The sequence below is a fragment of the Cellulophaga sp. Hel_I_12 genome (assembly GCF_000799565.1).
Taxonomy (GTDB): Bacteria; Bacteroidota; Bacteroidia; order Flavobacteriales; family Flavobacteriaceae; genus Cellulophaga.
The window spans coordinates 3993604-4009701 of the sequence record NZ_JUHB01000001.1 but is presented as its reverse complement, the minus strand read 5'-3'; the positions used below and the strand labels follow the sequence as shown (position 1 = coordinate 4009701).

Annotated in this window: 9 protein-coding genes and 1 tRNA gene; 7 read left to right on the top strand and 3 right to left on the bottom strand. The window is 35.7% G+C overall.

Annotation, left to right across the window (positions count from 1 at the left end; translation table 11 throughout):
* The first annotated feature begins 108 nt into the window (after positions 1–108).
* The 7 genes from GQ45_RS17330 (at position 109) to GQ45_RS17295 (ending at position 5792) form a co-directional block, all read left to right on the top strand.
* Positions 109–822 (top strand): CPBP family intramembrane glutamic endopeptidase, encoded by a 714-nt coding sequence (locus tag GQ45_RS17330; protein ID WP_047419850.1) that lies wholly within the window; start codon positions 109–111, stop codon positions 820–822.
* 911 nt (positions 823–1733) lie between these two features.
* On the top strand, positions 1734–1937 hold the full coding sequence (locus tag GQ45_RS17320; protein ID WP_047419848.1) for a hypothetical protein: 204 nt from the start codon (positions 1734–1736) through the stop codon (positions 1935–1937).
* Positions 1938–2012: 75 nt separating this feature from the next.
* Complete coding sequence (locus GQ45_RS17315; RefSeq protein ID WP_047419847.1) at positions 2013–3200, top strand: TlpA disulfide reductase family protein; 1188 nt, start codon at positions 2013–2015, stop codon at positions 3198–3200.
* Between the two features lie 214 nt (positions 3201–3414).
* Positions 3415–3636, top strand: coding sequence for a hypothetical protein (locus tag GQ45_RS17310; protein ID WP_047419846.1), 222 nt, complete (start codon positions 3415–3417; stop codon positions 3634–3636).
* An 84-nt stretch (positions 3637–3720) separates the two neighbouring features.
* Positions 3721–4059, top strand: a complete 339-nt coding sequence (locus GQ45_RS17305) for a cysteine peptidase family C39 domain-containing protein (protein WP_052188332.1) — start codon at positions 3721–3723, stop codon at positions 4057–4059.
* Between the two features lie 175 nt (positions 4060–4234).
* Positions 4235–4450 carry a hypothetical protein gene (locus GQ45_RS17300; RefSeq protein WP_047419845.1) on the top strand — a complete coding sequence of 72 codons (216 nt, stop codon included), beginning with the start codon at positions 4235–4237 and terminating at the stop codon, positions 4448–4450.
* A 205-nt stretch (positions 4451–4655) separates the two neighbouring features.
* Complete coding sequence (locus GQ45_RS17295; protein ID WP_047419844.1) at positions 4656–5792, top strand: TlpA disulfide reductase family protein; 1137 nt, start codon at positions 4656–4658, stop codon at positions 5790–5792.
* 18 nt (positions 5793–5810) lie between these two features.
* Here GQ45_RS17295 and GQ45_RS17290 read toward each other — a convergent pair whose 3' ends face one another.
* The 3 genes from GQ45_RS17290 to GQ45_RS17280 form a co-directional block, all read right to left on the bottom strand.
* On the bottom strand, positions 5811–7022 hold the full coding sequence (locus GQ45_RS17290) for a site-specific integrase (protein WP_047419843.1): 1212 nt from the start codon (positions 7020–7022) through the stop codon (positions 5811–5813).
* Between the two features lie 204 nt (positions 7023–7226).
* Positions 7227–7301 (bottom strand) — tRNA-Pro (locus tag GQ45_RS17285).
* Between the two features lie 120 nt (positions 7302–7421).
* The gene (locus GQ45_RS17280) at positions 7422–16007 is read right to left on the bottom strand and encodes a T9SS type B sorting domain-containing protein (protein WP_047419842.1); all 8586 of its coding nucleotides are present in this window, start codon (positions 16005–16007) and stop codon (positions 7422–7424) included.
* Positions 16008–16098: the final 91 nt, after the last annotated feature.

Below are 16098 nucleotides of genomic sequence, written 5' to 3'. Positions count from 1 at the left end.
CTTTATTAGGCTTAAGTGTCCTTAATGATTTAACTACTACATAAAACCCTTGTAACTTTTTTTCGAAGGTAAGGCCATACAAATACTCATCATAAAAGGATTAAAAAGATGCCAACTGACCAAAAGCAAATTGCTAATGATATAACAAAACCAGTTAATCACAAAGCTTTCTTATTCGACCTAATTATTTACATTGCTGTAATGTTCTTGATTAGGGAGCTATATTTTCCAAGTGTAGGTTTTATCATAAACGGACTATTTTGGTCATTGACGACTTTAGTAATGGCTACTTGGAGGATGAAAGTTCGCAAAGTAACGTGGAAAGACTTAGGACTTCGAAAACCAGAAAGTTTCAAAAAAACAGTAGTGGTGACTATCGGAATTTTTGTAGCTATTGTTGTTTCAATAATGGCTTTTGAAATGATAAAAGATTATTTACCATTTTCAGTAGAACAAAAAAATTATTCAGAAAATTCAGCGTCTAAATTTGGCCATCTAAAAGGAAATTGGTCGCTCTTTTTTACTATTATGCCAGCAGTTTTGCTTGAATCGATGTTAGAAGAATTACTAGACAGGGGTTTTCTAATCTATTGGTTTGAGAATTTATTTTCTAAAACGACAATAGCCACAATACTTGCAGTAATTTTACAAGCCCTGATTTTTGGGTTTAGGCATTCATATGATTTGTCAGACAGGTCAATTAGCGTTGGACTTATTGGGTTAGTAATGGGAATTGCTTACGTGAAATTTGGAAGAAATTTGTGGCCTTTAATAATTGCTCATGCCGTCCTGAACACCATTTCTATGGTAGATAGAGTATAAAAATTTGAAATAAATGTAATATGTTCGGATATAAAATACGACGCACAACGAAGCATAATTTAATTGGGCTATGAATGCTTAACCCAATAACAAAGTCACTTTTGGGAGGTTGCCAAATTTTTAAATTTGGCTTTTAAAATAAAGACCACAAAAAAACATAAAAATTCGTAGCTCTGTTTATCCGAAAAATTAGCGTCTTTTTTTACCCTATTTTTCATACACAAGAACCTTGTGCATCATGTTGACCCCTCCTGAATAAAGACTACATAATTCTAAACAGTAGCTTTAAAAACAAAAAACACTGATAATCATACGATTAACAGTGTTTTGTTATGACCTATTTCTAGGTTGGTCGGGGTGGCAGAATGTTCTTAAACCACCCTATACTTTTATAAATCAATAAGTTGAAAATTAAAACTAGTTTTGGTAACCGAATAAGTAACCTTTTTAATAAGGTCTTTTGTTTTGTTTTAATGCTAAGGTAGTGATTTTAAGCATTATGATTTTTAAATATGATCAAAATAAATTAATCGTTACCCTAAAAGACTTTGCTAATGAAAGAAAAAAAATAATCATTCATTTTATAATCTTTAGTACTATTAAAGCAAAAAGTTTTATTAAAATAAAATGCCCCCAGATCTTACCATAACTTACTTACGCTTGGATCCGGTTGGATTTCTTTAGTGTTCGGGTTGATAAACGTTAAGAGGAAATCCAACTGGGCGTAACTACTTTTTGTTTTGAATTTCTTTTTTCTTTGCGACCTTCGGGAGTAAAGCAAGTTTGTTTTTGTGGCAACAAAAACACATCTTGCGCCTTCTGACCAAGTCCTTTTTTTGAGCACTAACATAAGTCTCTCTTATCCATAATAAATTGTCCAAGACAAATTTAATTTATTAATTTTAACAAAAATGAAAAGTTTAAAAAATTTAAATTTTGGAGGCAATGAGGTGCTTCAAAGAAGTCAAATGAAAAGTATTTTTGGAGGAACTATTATTTCTGAGGATGATGGCGGTCCAGGTAACGATGCATGCCATAAAGGCATTGAATGTGAATCTAATTATGATTGTAATGCTTATTGTTCAAGATGTAGTTCAGGCACTTGTATAACTTAATAGTTTATTGATTAACAAGAGCGAAGTAATGTTTTAAAATAGCATTTAACTTCGCTCTTTTAAAAAAAATTGTTTATGAATAATTCAAATTTTCTAAGTAAATTTAATTTTTACTTAATATTTTGTTTTTTAATATTAGGATGTAAACAAGATTATAAGAATGGACAATTTCTTTTAAAAGGAAAGTTGACTCCTCCCCACACAACAAAAAAGATCGTTTTATCCTATATAGATACTAGGGGAATTAAAATCAGAGATACACTTCAAATAGTTGATAATAAATTTACTGCAAAAGGGAAAATTAATGGAGCAATTCAAGTTAGTTTGTCTGGAAATACTCTATCCACCTATACCGATGACCCTAATTATACTACCTTTTTTTTAGAACCAAACATTCAAACAACCTTAATTGTAGAAGAAAATAATTTTAAGCAAGCGAAGATTACTGGATCTAAAACACAGAAAGAGGAAGAAGAATTACGAAAAAAAACAGCCGCCTTATATGCTGAAATAGAACCAATACTAGCTGAACGAGACGAATTAGTTAGTAAAGGCGATATGCATTCTAATCGTTTTAAACAACTAGTGATAGAACAGGAACAAAAGCTAGAAAAAATCAGGAAAATAAGATTGAACTTTATAACTAAAAATCCAAGTTCGTTTCTAAGTCCATTTTATTTAAAATGGTATTTTCAAAGTATATCATTAGATTCTGTAAATAAATTGTACAATAGTTTTGATGAAAATATAAAAAATGGATATTATGGAATAGTATTACATGAAAAAATCAAAGCAAGCTCTGTTAAAAGTAAAATTGGTGATAAAGCTGCTAATTTTGAACTACCAGATAAGAATGGAAATATTATATCACTAAGAAATTATGAAGGAAAATATGTTTTGATAGACTTTTGGGCAAGTTGGTGTGGTCCTTGCAGAAAAAATAGTCCAATGCTAAAAGAAGTTTTTCAAAAATTTAACAATAAGGGTTTTGAAGTCATAGGTATTGCTTTAGAGGATGATAAAATGAAATGGCAAAAGGCTATTGAAGTGGATAAGGTTAGTATTTGGGATCATGTCATTGCTGGAAAGGACAATACCCTGGGGGAGGAATATAATTTTAAGGCTATACCTGCTTATATATTAATTGATAAAAATGGATTAATTATAGATCGATTTTTGGGTGAAGACGGTGATATAATTAACAAATTGGAAGAAAAATTAAATTCTTTATTAGGCGCAGGTCATAGAAATTTTTCATCCTAAAAAAACTAACCAGAAAGATTTTTATTTTATTTCTTAGAAAATTGTAAAAGGGGTTTATAGAAAATGATTTTTAAAGAAATAATAAGACAGGCTAGGATTATTGAATGGTGGCTATAAAATTATAAATTTTAATTAACAACAATATTCTTTCGCGAAGAATGGACACATACTTGGGTGTCCCTAATTGTCCAAGACAAATTTAATTTTATAAATTATGTCAATTTTAAAAAGTTTAAATTTTGGAGGTAATGAAGTACTTCAAAGAAACCAAATGAAAAGTGTTTTAGGTGGCAACAATATGCCAAAAATTAAATATGCAACTGATTGTGTATTTGTTGAGGGTGTTTGGCCTCCAGGCTGTCCTTGTACCTCCAATGAAATATGTGATAGAGGTTTTTCTGGTTATGGTCTTTGTATAAATGGACGTTGTCAGTAACTATTTTTTTTAGGGAGAGGGGGTAACTTCTCCCTTTTATTTTTTTAATATTAAAAATTAATAATTAGTTATTACTTAAAATAAATGATTCACACGAATAAAGCTTTTACGCTTTATAAACAACTTATTTCTAAAATCTGTGAGCCAACTTGTTTTCAAAAAATACCCAAACACTATGGAAAGCTAATTTCACTTCAAAAAATACTAGAGGTTTCTGAAACCACCAGAGAAGGCGGTAACTTGTTAGAGCTAAGTGATGCCGCAGAAGCTATTGGTTTTAAGACTATCGGAGTTAAGTTGGAGTTTAATAAACTAAAGGAAGCCCCATTGCCTTTTATTGAGCATTGGAACAAAAAGCACTTTGCAGTGTTTTACAAAATAAAAAAAATGAAGTCTTTGTTTCTGATCTTGCGTATAGTTTAATTACCAATAAGCTCACAAATGAATATAAAACTGTTGATCTAATAAAGCTTTTGTGATAAAATAAGCCCAAAGTAAAATCTTTGGGCTATGAACAATAATTCTTTCGCGAAGAATGGACACATACTTGGGTGTCCCTAATTGTCCAAGACAAATTTAATTTTTAATTTTATAAATTATGTCAATTTTAAAAAGTTTAAATTTTGGAGGTAATGAAGTACTTCAAAGAAACCAAATGAAAAGTGTTTTGGGAGGAAGTGCTATTGTGAGTGTAGATGGCGGTAACAGTGGATGTAAATCAGGAGTATTGTGTACTGAAGACTCTGATTGCAACGACGGCGGAGGAGCTACTGCATGTTTTTGTGGCACTACGAGTATATGCGGGTCCAATTAAAACATAAAATGCTAATAATTAATTAAATTTGAAAGGTACTGGGGTAGAAGATATTCTCAGTACTTTTCAATTAATTACTGTATTTAAGTGATATAAATGTTAAATAAAGGTTTAAAAAATAATAGCGATGTTAATAATATTAAATAAATGGATTACACTCATTAATAATTTCAACTACCAATTTTTGCTATTAACCATATTAGTTATGTTAGCATTAAGTTGCGAGAACAAAACGATTACAAACCAATTCTTTATTAATGGGAAGTACAAAGGGAACGATGATACTAAATTAAGACTAGTTTACACAGATATTGATCAAAATTTGGTTATAGATACTATTCCTTTGGTTAATGGAGGTTTTACAGCAAAAGGTTTCATTCAAGATATCACTTTTGCCAAAATACTTACTCTTGAAGATATTCCAAACAGACATAGTCGAATATCCTTTTTCATAGAACCTGGTGAGACTCAAATAGAATTGGAATCAGGCGCTTTTGAAAATGCAAATGTCAGCAGTGGAAATACCCAAATAGAATATGAAATTTTAAACAAATTAGAAAGGCCGATATATAATAGAATTGATGGATTAATTTTATACCGGGACTCAATATTGAATAAGCAGTACGATGATAAAAATTCTAAAGTCCTATTAAAAAGAAAAAAAGAAATTTCCCATGAAGTGCAAAATAAACTTGATAGCATCAAGTCTATTCGACTTAATTTTAGTACTGAAAACCCAAATTCGCTATTAAGTGGATTCTATGTTGGTCTTATGTATTTAAGAAAACTGCCCATTGATTCGTTAATGTATTATAATAAGCGTTTTGGTGAAAATGTAAAGAAAAGCCTTTTTGGTAAAATGCTTGAACAAGGATTACTCGAAAAAAGTATTACATCTAAAATTGGAGATAAAGCTCCTAGTTTTTCTTTAAAAAATGTTCACAATGAAACTGTAAAGCTCGAAGATTTTAAAGGTAAATACATATTAATTGATTTTTGGGCCAGTTCATGTGTCCCGTGTAGAAAAGCTAGTCCTAAATTAAACAATTTGTATAAAAAATTTCATCCAAAAGGGGTAGAGTTTGTTGGTATAACTAGTGATTCACAAATCAGCACTTGGAAAAAGGCTATAGCAAAGGACAAAACAACCTTATGGCATCATCTCCGTCTTGGAAAAGAAAGTACTTCAATTGGTATGAAATATAATGTCCAAATAATTCCTACCTATATTTTAATTGATACAAATGGGGTAATAATTGGTAGATTTAATAGCAGTTCAGACAATAATCTTAATCTAATTAGTTTAGAAGCTAAACTTGAAAGTCTTTTTGTTGACATCTAAAACTTGTGACAATTATATCTATTCCGAAAGTAAAAAGCTTTCCTCTAACTTCTGCATATCTTCACTAACCTTTCTCTCGATTACTTTAGCATAAATCTGTGTGGTGGTGATTTTTGAATGCCCCAATAGTTTAGACACTGTTTCTATAGGAACACCATTACTTAAGGTAACCGTTGTAGCAAAAGTATGCCTGGCGATATGGAAGGTTAAATTTTTAGTTATTCCACATAAGTCTGCTATTTCTTTTAAAAAGGAATTTAATTTTTGATTTGATATTGTTGGAAAAAGTTTAGACCTTAATACAGATTCTGGATGTGTTTCATACTTTTTAATGATGCAAAGCGCTTTTGAGAGAATTGGAATTTTCATGGGGACACTAGTCTTTTCCCTTTGCGCATAAATCCATTGCTTACCATCAACACCAGTGCATAAATTTTTAGTAGATAAGTGCATCACATCACCATAAGATAATCCTGTGTAGCAACTAAAAACAAACAAATCTTTAATCAGTTCTAATCTGGCAATCGTAAATCGCTTGCTTTCTATGGCTTGTAATTCTTCTAATGTTAAATAAGTTCTTTCTTTCTTTTCGTATTTGGCTTCAAACTTTATAAAAGGATCTTTACTTAGCCATTCCATTTTATAAGCAAGGCTAACCATTTTTCTAAGACGTTCAATGTGTTTCATGACCGTATTGTTACCCATAGACTTTTGACCTCTTAAATACCGTTCAAAATCAATTATGAACTTATAATTCAACTCACTTAAGAACATATCCGTAGTGCTATGTTTTTGCTTTAGAAAAAGAAAAATATACTTATGGGTGGTAAAATAGTTCTTCTGTGTTCCCCACCGTAGCGTTGATTTCATATGCTCGTTATGGTACTTGATAATATCTGTGAGTGCATACCTATTTTCATCTGTTCCTAGAAAGTGTGCTTTAAGAAGATCTGAAGTAACAAACTTTTTTTCTTTCTTTAGATTTTGATAGATTTCAAAGAGTTGAGAATTTACTTGTTTAAGATAGGTGTTGACTTTCTTAGTATCATCACTTAATCCTTTTAATCGATTCTTCTTTGCGTCCCAATCTGAAATTAAGAGTTTTTGTTTTAGAGAAAGCTCTGCTCTTTTTCCATTTACTGTAATTCGGACATAAAGGGGTGCTTCTCCATTTTTGGCACTGGCAAGTTTTAGCCAAAACAGAATACTGAAGGTGTTTAAAGTTTTCATACGTTTTTGTTTTAAAAATTGAACATTAAAACAAAAGTCAAATCAAAACATTCGGTTACCTTTTTTATACATTTTAAAACTAGGTAACCGAATAGGTCACATTTTTAATCAAATCAAACCAAATTAAATGATTGTCCTAAAATCACAAAAGCTTGATAATCATACGATTACCAAGCTTTTATTCCTATTTGAATTACTAAAAAGTCGGGGTGGCAGGATTCGAACCTGCGACCTCCGCGTCCCAAACGCGGCGCGATAACCGGGCTACGCTACACCCCGAAAAAATATTTTTCAGGCTGCAAAGATACAACAATACTTAACACTACAAAGATTTAAAAATAAAAAAAGGAACTTATAAAATAAGTTCCTTTTTATCATCTGAATGTGATCTTTTAATGCCTATCTGTATAGTGTAAAATGCCCAACATATCGTTGCTTATCCTTGTCATTGGCATTCACCACATACCAGTAATCTCCTGTTGGAACCTCGTTTCCTTCATAGGTACCATCCCAAGCTCTAATTTGATCTAAAACCGCCACTACACGACCGTATCTATCATAAATTTTGACTTCTATAAAAGGAAAATACTGTCGATTTTTCGGTGACCACATGTCATTTATATTATCTCCGTCAGGAGTAAAGAAATTTGGAATTTCTACCATGGTATCAAAATCAAACGGTAAGGTAACCATAGCGACACAACCTCTTTCATCCTCCACCCGAACCACCACATTGGCATCCATGGTAATAGTAAACACAGCATCTGTCGTTGCCGGTTGATCTTGGAACGTATATACATAATTACCATACCCACCGCTTGCCACCGCTGTTATTTCATCAGGACCTGTTTTAGACACAGACAAAGACAAAGGTAAATAGGCATCTATAGTAAAGCTTACTTGATCCATACAGCCATTACTATGGTAAATATAAACAGTATGATCACCTGCTGGTAAATCTCCAAATGTTCTTGTCGTCGTGGCATTGGCCATATCGTCAACATCCAAACTAAACAATAATTCTGGAACTAAAGATTCGTCGGTCATGGCAATACTGACAGTGCTATTTGGAAAAATACCCTCACAGCCATACTGCGGAATAGCCTGTGCTGCTAAATCCACACCTAATCCAATAGTAACAACTCTTTCTGCGGTACAGCCATTAAAATCCCGTACATAAATGCGGTACGATGCACCACCCTGAAGATTTTCAAACAATAAGTTATCATTTCTTAAATAGCCCTGATTTGGGTCACTAGGATCTGGTAAAGCAAAACCTGGGCCTTCTACTCTTGTTTCGTAATACCGCACAAAAGTGGTCGAATCAATAAAAGGAGTTCCTCCAATAATCGTTATTTGAGCTTCGCCATCATAAGCGTTTAAGCATATTTCAGGTTGTGTAACCACATTTGAAATAGCTAAAGTATCAGGTTCTGTAATCGGTGCTACTGGCACTAACTCACCACAACCCTTATCATCCTTAATCAAAATCTCGTAGTTTGCGCCTGCTGGAAGATTTTCGAACGTGAACACATTAGGATTGCTCGGATCACTAAAGAATTCATTAAAATTAGGATTAATGGCAAACTGCACTAGACCTTCACCACCACTGATTATTTCAACCCTAATACTACCATCTGTTTCTCCATTACAAGAAATATTAGACGTTGTAATATTATAAACAATAGGATCAGGACGAGCCACAACCAAAGGCCCTTCAACATCACCACAGGATATACCACTGGTCACCGCAATGTAATACACCCCTTCTGATAAATTTTCAAATGTACCATCGTCTTGAGGTCCCCGTACAATAGTTGCTGAGGGATCAGGATTAAATGCGGTATACATAGAAAGTGCAGGTGCTGGATTGCCTAAATATAAAGTATACAGCTCGTTACCAATACCTCCCGACGAAAAAGATTCTATTCGACCATCACTTTCTGTAGCGCAAGAAATATCGTCTGGTAAGTTAGCCACTAAATCAATCGCTTGCGCATCAACAAGAGTAATACCTTCTGATCGTAAACTTGTACACGCACCAGCCCCACCTACTTTACGGACATCATATTGATAAAAACCTTGATCTCCGTCTATGAGTACTGAATTACCTACGATTGGAATAAAAGGGTCAGTACTAGCTGCCGAAATTGATCGGTATTCGTAAGTAAAGCCTAGCTCGGGATTTTCAATACTTAAACGCATCTGTCCTTGCCCACCACAACCTGGAGCTCTCACTTGAACTAATTTAGGATCTATGGGTGGTGGCGGAACTACATAATAAGGGACACTTACACCAACACATTCAAAACTTGAGGATACTTCTATGGCATACCACCCCGCACTTATAAATCCACTTGAAACCCCATCAAAAGTAGGGGTATCTTGTAGTCCACTTCTTGAATTTATATCGGTGTTATCGTTACTGTTTAAGTATAATAATTGATATTTATACCCAAATCCAGGAACACCTCCACTAGCGCCAGCCGTTGCAGTTGCACTAGTACCGGTTGTCGTATCAAAGGCTTCTAAAACAGCATTATTTCCATCCGGACATATTAATCCTTGAGGTTCGCGAATACCAACCACTATAGTGTCTACAGGACTTAAGGTAATATCGACAGCGCTTGAACATTGTTCAATGTCTCTTATCTCAATTTTATAATTTCCACTAGTCAAGCCTAAGAATTGATTAGCCGAACCAAAAGCTATTTCTTCAGAATATAAAATACCTGCTATAGAAATAGTACCTGAGGTATCTTCTTTTAACAATCGGAATTCATAGGGGAAGGCATCCCAACCACCTATACCTGTCGCTACAATGTTTCCAGCGTTATCATTACAACTCACATTATCAATTTCTATAGCCGTAACGGTTAATGCGCCATTTGGTGTTCTTATGTTTGCTACATTACTAATATTTGAACATTTTGGAAGACCAATAGCTCTTACGCGTACATAAAAATTACCTCCTGGTAACCCTGTAATTTGTGCATCATCACCATTTACATCTGGGTAATTACCGGTATCAAAAGTACCAGATGCTAGGGATGTGGTTTGGGTTAGATCATCACTTCTATACACATCATACGCGTAAACTCCTGAATAATTGGATACATTGATAAATAATGCACCATTGGTATCACCAAAGCACTGAATAGGATTTGCCTCTCTTATACTTACTGAAGGAAGTATAGGTTCAATAACAGTATGTCTTGGCATAGGATATAAACAGCCGGTAACATTATCTCTCACCACAAATAAATATTCACCACTATTTGGTAAATTAATATCTACAAATGAAATTCCAGCACTATTAGAAACATCTGCAACAGGGGTCGCCGATGTTGTTAAAATGGTGAAATCAATGGTTCCTGTCACGGTAATTCGTACTACTTCTGGATCTTCACAATTTAAAGCTGTGCTCACCAACAAGGTACTTTGCACCTCTGAAGGTGGCGCTATTGCCGGAAGTGTAAATTCATCCCTACACCCATTACCATCAATAGCATAAACCGTTATAGTTTGTGTAGAGCCATCATCAATTATTTCAAAGGTATTAGAGGTTTGATAATTTGCATAACCCGTAATACTGTATTGGTATCCAGATCCGAGGGTTCCTATTTGGTCAATATTTACGGTAATGATAGAAGAACTGAATCGGTTTGCTCCTATTTCACAGGTAAATGGTGTACTTGTTGCCGATATTTCAAAAACGGGAGGATTTGTAATATTCAAGATACTAGATACCGTAGTACAGCCCTTGTTGGTTATTACCTCAACTTGATAATCGCCTTCTCCTAAATTGTTAAAAACACCAGTCGCATTATTGGCTACTACGGTCGCCGTAGTGATATTTGTTAAGATAAAGTTTATAGGGCCATCAACATCAGTACCTGCCTGAAGCGTTATAGAAATACTTCCGTCGTTAGCACTATGACAGCTTATATTTTCAACTGTTTCGGTATTAATGATTGGTGGTATCGCTACATCTAGATTCACTGGAACCGTGAACGCACAGAAACCTGCTCCGTCATTTACCAAGTTATCAGTCACTAAAACTAAGTAATTTCCAGGACTTTGATTTATAAATACGCCTGTATTGTTCGTGGGCACACCACCTATTGCATTTCCTAAACTATCCTGTAATTCAAATACAAAATCACCACTACCACCATTGGTTGTTACCGTAATGGTTCCATCAGCATTATTACAAGTAGGTAAGGCTGTAAACTCTCCTGTTCCAGATAAAAATTCATACACCTCGGCAATCCCTGCTCCTACGCACCCATTCGCATCGACAACATCTACTACATAAGTTCCTGGCGTACTTACGGTATACTGGGCTTCCCAAAGATTTGCAAGGGCATTAAATACGCCAAACTTACTTTCTCCATTAAGGGTAAAACTGGGTGTTGTTACCCAAGCTGGCATAGACACGGTAATATTAAATGATGATGCGGATGCCGCACATTGATTATCAACATTAACAATTGGTGCTGGCAAAGGTGGTTGTAATAAAATTATATCTTCAGATACGTTAAAAGTACAGTTTCGCCCATCTTTTACCCAAATATCATAAGCAATCCCCAATAAACTTCCAGGTAAAACTGCTGTATTACTGGCCGTAAAATCATCGGAAGTATCTAATGGTGTTAATGTTCCATCACTATCTACTGGACTACCTGCCGGTACAAAAGCATAGGTATACGGACCACCATCGCCTCCACTACCACGAACCGTAAGCTGCCCTAAAGCATTACAATTTGCGGGAAGGTTTGAAATTATATCTATTTGAGGGATATTTAGAATAACATTTATTGAAGTAGCATCGGTACACGAATCTGAATCAGTGACTAAAATGATATAATTACCAGGAGTAATATCAAAAGTCCCAGAGTACGTAGAACCTACACCCCCAATTAAACCCGTTGGCGAATCAGTAAGTAAAACTGTATTTGTTAAAGGGTTTATCAATTCAATTACTAAGTTTGGTCCTAAGAAATCAGTCACTGTAAAATCAACTCTTCCGTTTCCAAAATCATCACAAAATACAGGGGGAGATGTCGCTGTAACGTCTAAAGCTGTAGAACCCTCCACTGGAGGTATTACTTCAAAATAAATACAACCTGTGCTTACATCAGTAACCTCAACCGTGTAGGTAACCCCATATTGTAATCCATTAAACGTATGACGTCTTGGAGGGCTATTTGGCGTGACAGGTGCGCTCGGATCGCCTACCAAGCGGATTAAAAAATTAGGCCCTACCCCACCAATAATTTCTACAGTATTTGAAAAACCAGCTACATTACAACCCGGTGGTATTACATCTGGAACCACACTTAAATCGGTTTGAGCAATAGTAACAGCATCTGAATCGCTACACCCTAAGGCGTCAACGGTTCTAACGATATAATCGCCAGGTATTAGGGCTGCATCAGTGATGGTTTCAGAGGTGCTTGCCGTAGGGCCAACACGCACTATTTCGTTTCCGAAAATATCTGAAACTATATACGTAAAGTTTGGGGTTCCATCACTTACGCTATTGATGACAATACTTCCTGCACTAGAGCCGGAAGCACTACAATTAGCATCTATCGCCGTAATTACTGCATTCGGGGCAGCATTAGGGCTTGTTGGAATTGTTAATGACAAGCCAGAAGTTAAACAGCCTCTAGCGTCGCGTACGGTATAATTATAAGTTTGTCCTGCTGTTAAGCCAGTATATACGGTCTGTGAACTAAAGTTCCCAGTATTTTCAAAATCAATTTCAAAGGGTGGTAATCCACTAGTTGCATCTGGAATTATACGCATACCGCCACTGTTAGGATCGCTACAACTGGCAGGTATTGGGTCTGCCGAAGCAAGAATGTTCACAGGATCCATGACATCTAGTGGTTCTGAAAGTGCCACACAATTTTCGTTGTCCGTGACTCTAAACACATAGTTTCCACCCACGGTTACCGGATATAAAAATGAGTTTGCTGTAAAGGCTTGTAGGGGTCCAAAAGTTACTCCATTATCAGTACTTACCTGATATTGCTTTGGTGTTATATTTGTTAGATACCCGTTTGATACGTTAACCCTGATTTGACCAGGAGATCCTCCGCATGGTATTTCTACTTCCGTAGCAATACTCACGCGCAATTGTCTATTAATTGTAATGGATATTGTATCCGTACAGTTATTTGCATCTCTAACTTGCATGATATGGGTGCCAGGTAACAAGTTTGTAAACGAAGGACTAGCTTGATACGAACCACCATCTATTCGATAGGTATAGGCCGGAGTACCCCCTGTTGCGGCAACAGTTACAGAAGCACCGGAAACCGGCTCGTAACATAAATTCGAAGAAACGATACTTATGGTGGGTGAATCTAAAGGAGTAAGTTGAAATTCAAAGGTATCTGTACAGCCTTCTGAGTCTATGACGGTTAATATATAAGGATTGGCGATGGTAGAAGCTATTGTTAAATTCCCAAAAGTTCTATTACTTGTTGGACCAACCGTAGTTCCATTAGGGTATTGTAAGGTATACCTATTACCGCCCCAACCCCCAGTAGTATTCGCTACTACCCTACCAATATTACCGTTTGCACAAGTCATTGGCGTAATCACTGGGTTTAAAACAAAGGCTGCTGCTGCTTCTATAACAATTGTCGCTGTATCTGTACAACCTGTATCCACATCGGTAACCGTAATGGTATAGGTGCCAGCGCCTCTTGCTACTAGGTCTACTTCGGCTGTATTTTGAGCTGCACTAACCGGTTCTGCGTTGATTTGATAGGTATAGTTGGTACCAAAACCATCTATGACAAAAGTACCGCTACCATCTGTAGCACCTGCACATACTCTTTTATCTCCATCAGATTTAGCTCGAGCCCTAATAGAACTTACCACAACGGGTGTAAAACTTTCAGTATACACACAACCGTTCACATCTTGTATTTCAAAAGTATAGGTGGTTGATGTACTTAGGCCCGAAAAGGTGTCAATAGCACCATTATCAACGGCTGTAGGGCTAATAATCCTATAGTTTGCAATACTTGCACTGCCAGTTGCTACTAATTGCACATCGGTTGTTCCCAAGGCACAATTAATATTACTTTGAACAAAATCTAAATTGGTGGGAGGATCTACGGTATCAATTACAATATTCGTAAGCTCTAGTCTACAACCACTATCATCTCTTATAATAGGCGTATAGGTTCCAGGAGGCAGGTTTGTAAACGATGCGCTTGTAAAAAAATTAATTCCATCTACACTATACTGAAACCCAGTACCTGAACCTCCACCAGCACCGGCAAAAAGAATGCTTCCTCCATCGGTACCTCCTGAAGCATTACAGGTCTGATTTGATAATTTACTAGCATTTCCGGTTACTGTTGCTTCACTAGTGACAGTAACGCTAGGCAAAATCATAGTACATGAAAAACTACCTTGTTCATACCTAACTTCTAGAGTGTTATAGGTTCCGTCGGCCACAGATATTCTAGTACTTGCCACCCAAGGATCACTGCTGTTTGTTCTATACGATAAATTATAACCCCTAGCGTTTATGACATTAAAATTAATTTTTGCACCCCCATTGGTACAGGTTCCATTTATTCCAGTTGCTGTTACCACTGGTGGACTTAATTCTTGCACATTGGCAGATGCGGTTATGGTGCACCCGTTGGCATCGGTTATTAAAAAATTATAATCTCCTGAAGCTGAAACAGAATGCGTAGTTTGTCCTGTAAATGGGGCACTCGAAGGCCCACCGTTCACCGTATATGTATAAGGCCCTGCACCTCCAGAAGTTCTAACAATAATTGGAACACTAGTGATAGTAGAACATCCAAAACTAGTATTTACTTCCGTGGATGCTGCTAAAGGAAACAAGCCATCACCAATAACGATAGGGGCTCCATTCACATCTACATCTTGTCTTGGCGCAGCAATACCATTCGCAATATCACCTCTACATTGTTGTGTTTCTACCTGAATGCTGTAGCTACCAAAACCAACCGCCGCAAATGTATAGGTATTACTAGCTATAAAAGAGGTAAATTCTTGTGGAAAACCATTACTATCTAATAAGGTATACTTGTAAGGTCCTGGAACGTCATTCACTAAAACTGAGATGCTTCCATTATCGCCAAAACAATTGGCGTCCACAAAATTCACATCAATATCAATTTCTCTTGACTCTATAACGATTGGATCGTAAGGGTATTCACAGGTATTTGGTGTATTTCTTAGCCTAGCTTTAACAATATAAGTACCAGGTTGTAAACCATCAAAAATGGCACCTTGCCATGCTCCAAAACCAGTTCCGTTATCTATCGCGTATTCATAGGCACTCGATAGATTGGTTATTTGGATTCTTCCATCAACGCCGCATATAAAATCTCTTTTCACAAAGGTTTGGGTAATGATACTTTTTTTCACCTTAATATAGAAGTATGATCCCCCATCTACCCTAACTCTATATTCAGCCCCTGTTGCGGCTGAAATGGTATTTGGATTTAATGTTAATGTAGCGCCACTACCAGCAGCCACCCACGAACCTGTGCATGTATAGGTAGGACATTCTTCATCTATATTAAAACTTGGGCATGAAGCTGTGGTTAAACGTTGCCATTCATAACTGCCATAAGCTTGATTCAGGGCTATTACTCTATTATCAAAATTTCCACATAAATTAAAACGAGCCAAGGTCGCTCCATCATTAGAGCAGGTCGTTGTGATATCGGCATTCGCCACAATGGTTGCAAAAAAAGGAGCTGGAGCTGCAGTATTCTCTTTATTTTGAAAAGTTCCAAGAGAAGGTTCTGCGGTTTTTATATTTTTTGAAGGGGTACGTAGCGATGTGACTAGGTCAGTAGAAACCTCACTTATAAAATCAAAAGTGGTATTACTTGCTACTAATGAGCTAAGTATCAAACAAAAAACAATGGATACATAGATGTACCAAGGTTGCCTTGATTTTTTGGGTTGCATAGGTATAGTAGGTTAAAAAAAATACTGTAAGACTTGGGATCAAAAAATATTTTTTCGCGTAATTATTTAAACTTATAAATTCTAGTTATCT

Excerpts from the sequence above, each read along its gene's own strand:
- GQ45_RS17330 (WP_047419850.1), top strand. The coding sequence starts at position 109 with ATGCCAACTGACCAAAAGCAAATTGCTAATGATATAACAAAACCAGTT.
- GQ45_RS17320 (WP_047419848.1), top strand. The coding sequence starts at position 1,734 with ATGAAAAGTTTAAAAAATTTAAATTTTGGAGGCAATGAGGTGCTTCAA.
- GQ45_RS17315 (WP_047419847.1), top strand. The coding sequence starts at position 2,013 with ATGAATAATTCAAATTTTCTAAGTAAATTTAATTTTTACTTAATATTT.
- GQ45_RS17310 (WP_047419846.1), top strand. The coding sequence starts at position 3,415 with ATGTCAATTTTAAAAAGTTTAAATTTTGGAGGTAATGAAGTACTTCAA.
- GQ45_RS17305 (WP_052188332.1), top strand. The coding sequence starts at position 3,721 with ATGATTCACACGAATAAAGCTTTTACGCTTTATAAACAACTTATTTCT.
- GQ45_RS17300 (WP_047419845.1), top strand. The coding sequence starts at position 4,235 with ATGTCAATTTTAAAAAGTTTAAATTTTGGAGGTAATGAAGTACTTCAA.
- GQ45_RS17295 (WP_047419844.1), top strand. The coding sequence starts at position 4,656 with ATGTTAGCATTAAGTTGCGAGAACAAAACGATTACAAACCAATTCTTT.
- GQ45_RS17290 (WP_047419843.1), bottom strand. The coding sequence starts at position 7,022 with ATGAAAACTTTAAACACCTTCAGTATTCTGTTTTGGCTAAAACTTGCC.
- GQ45_RS17280 (WP_047419842.1), bottom strand. The coding sequence starts at position 16,007 with ATGCAACCCAAAAAATCAAGGCAACCTTGGTACATCTATGTATCCATT.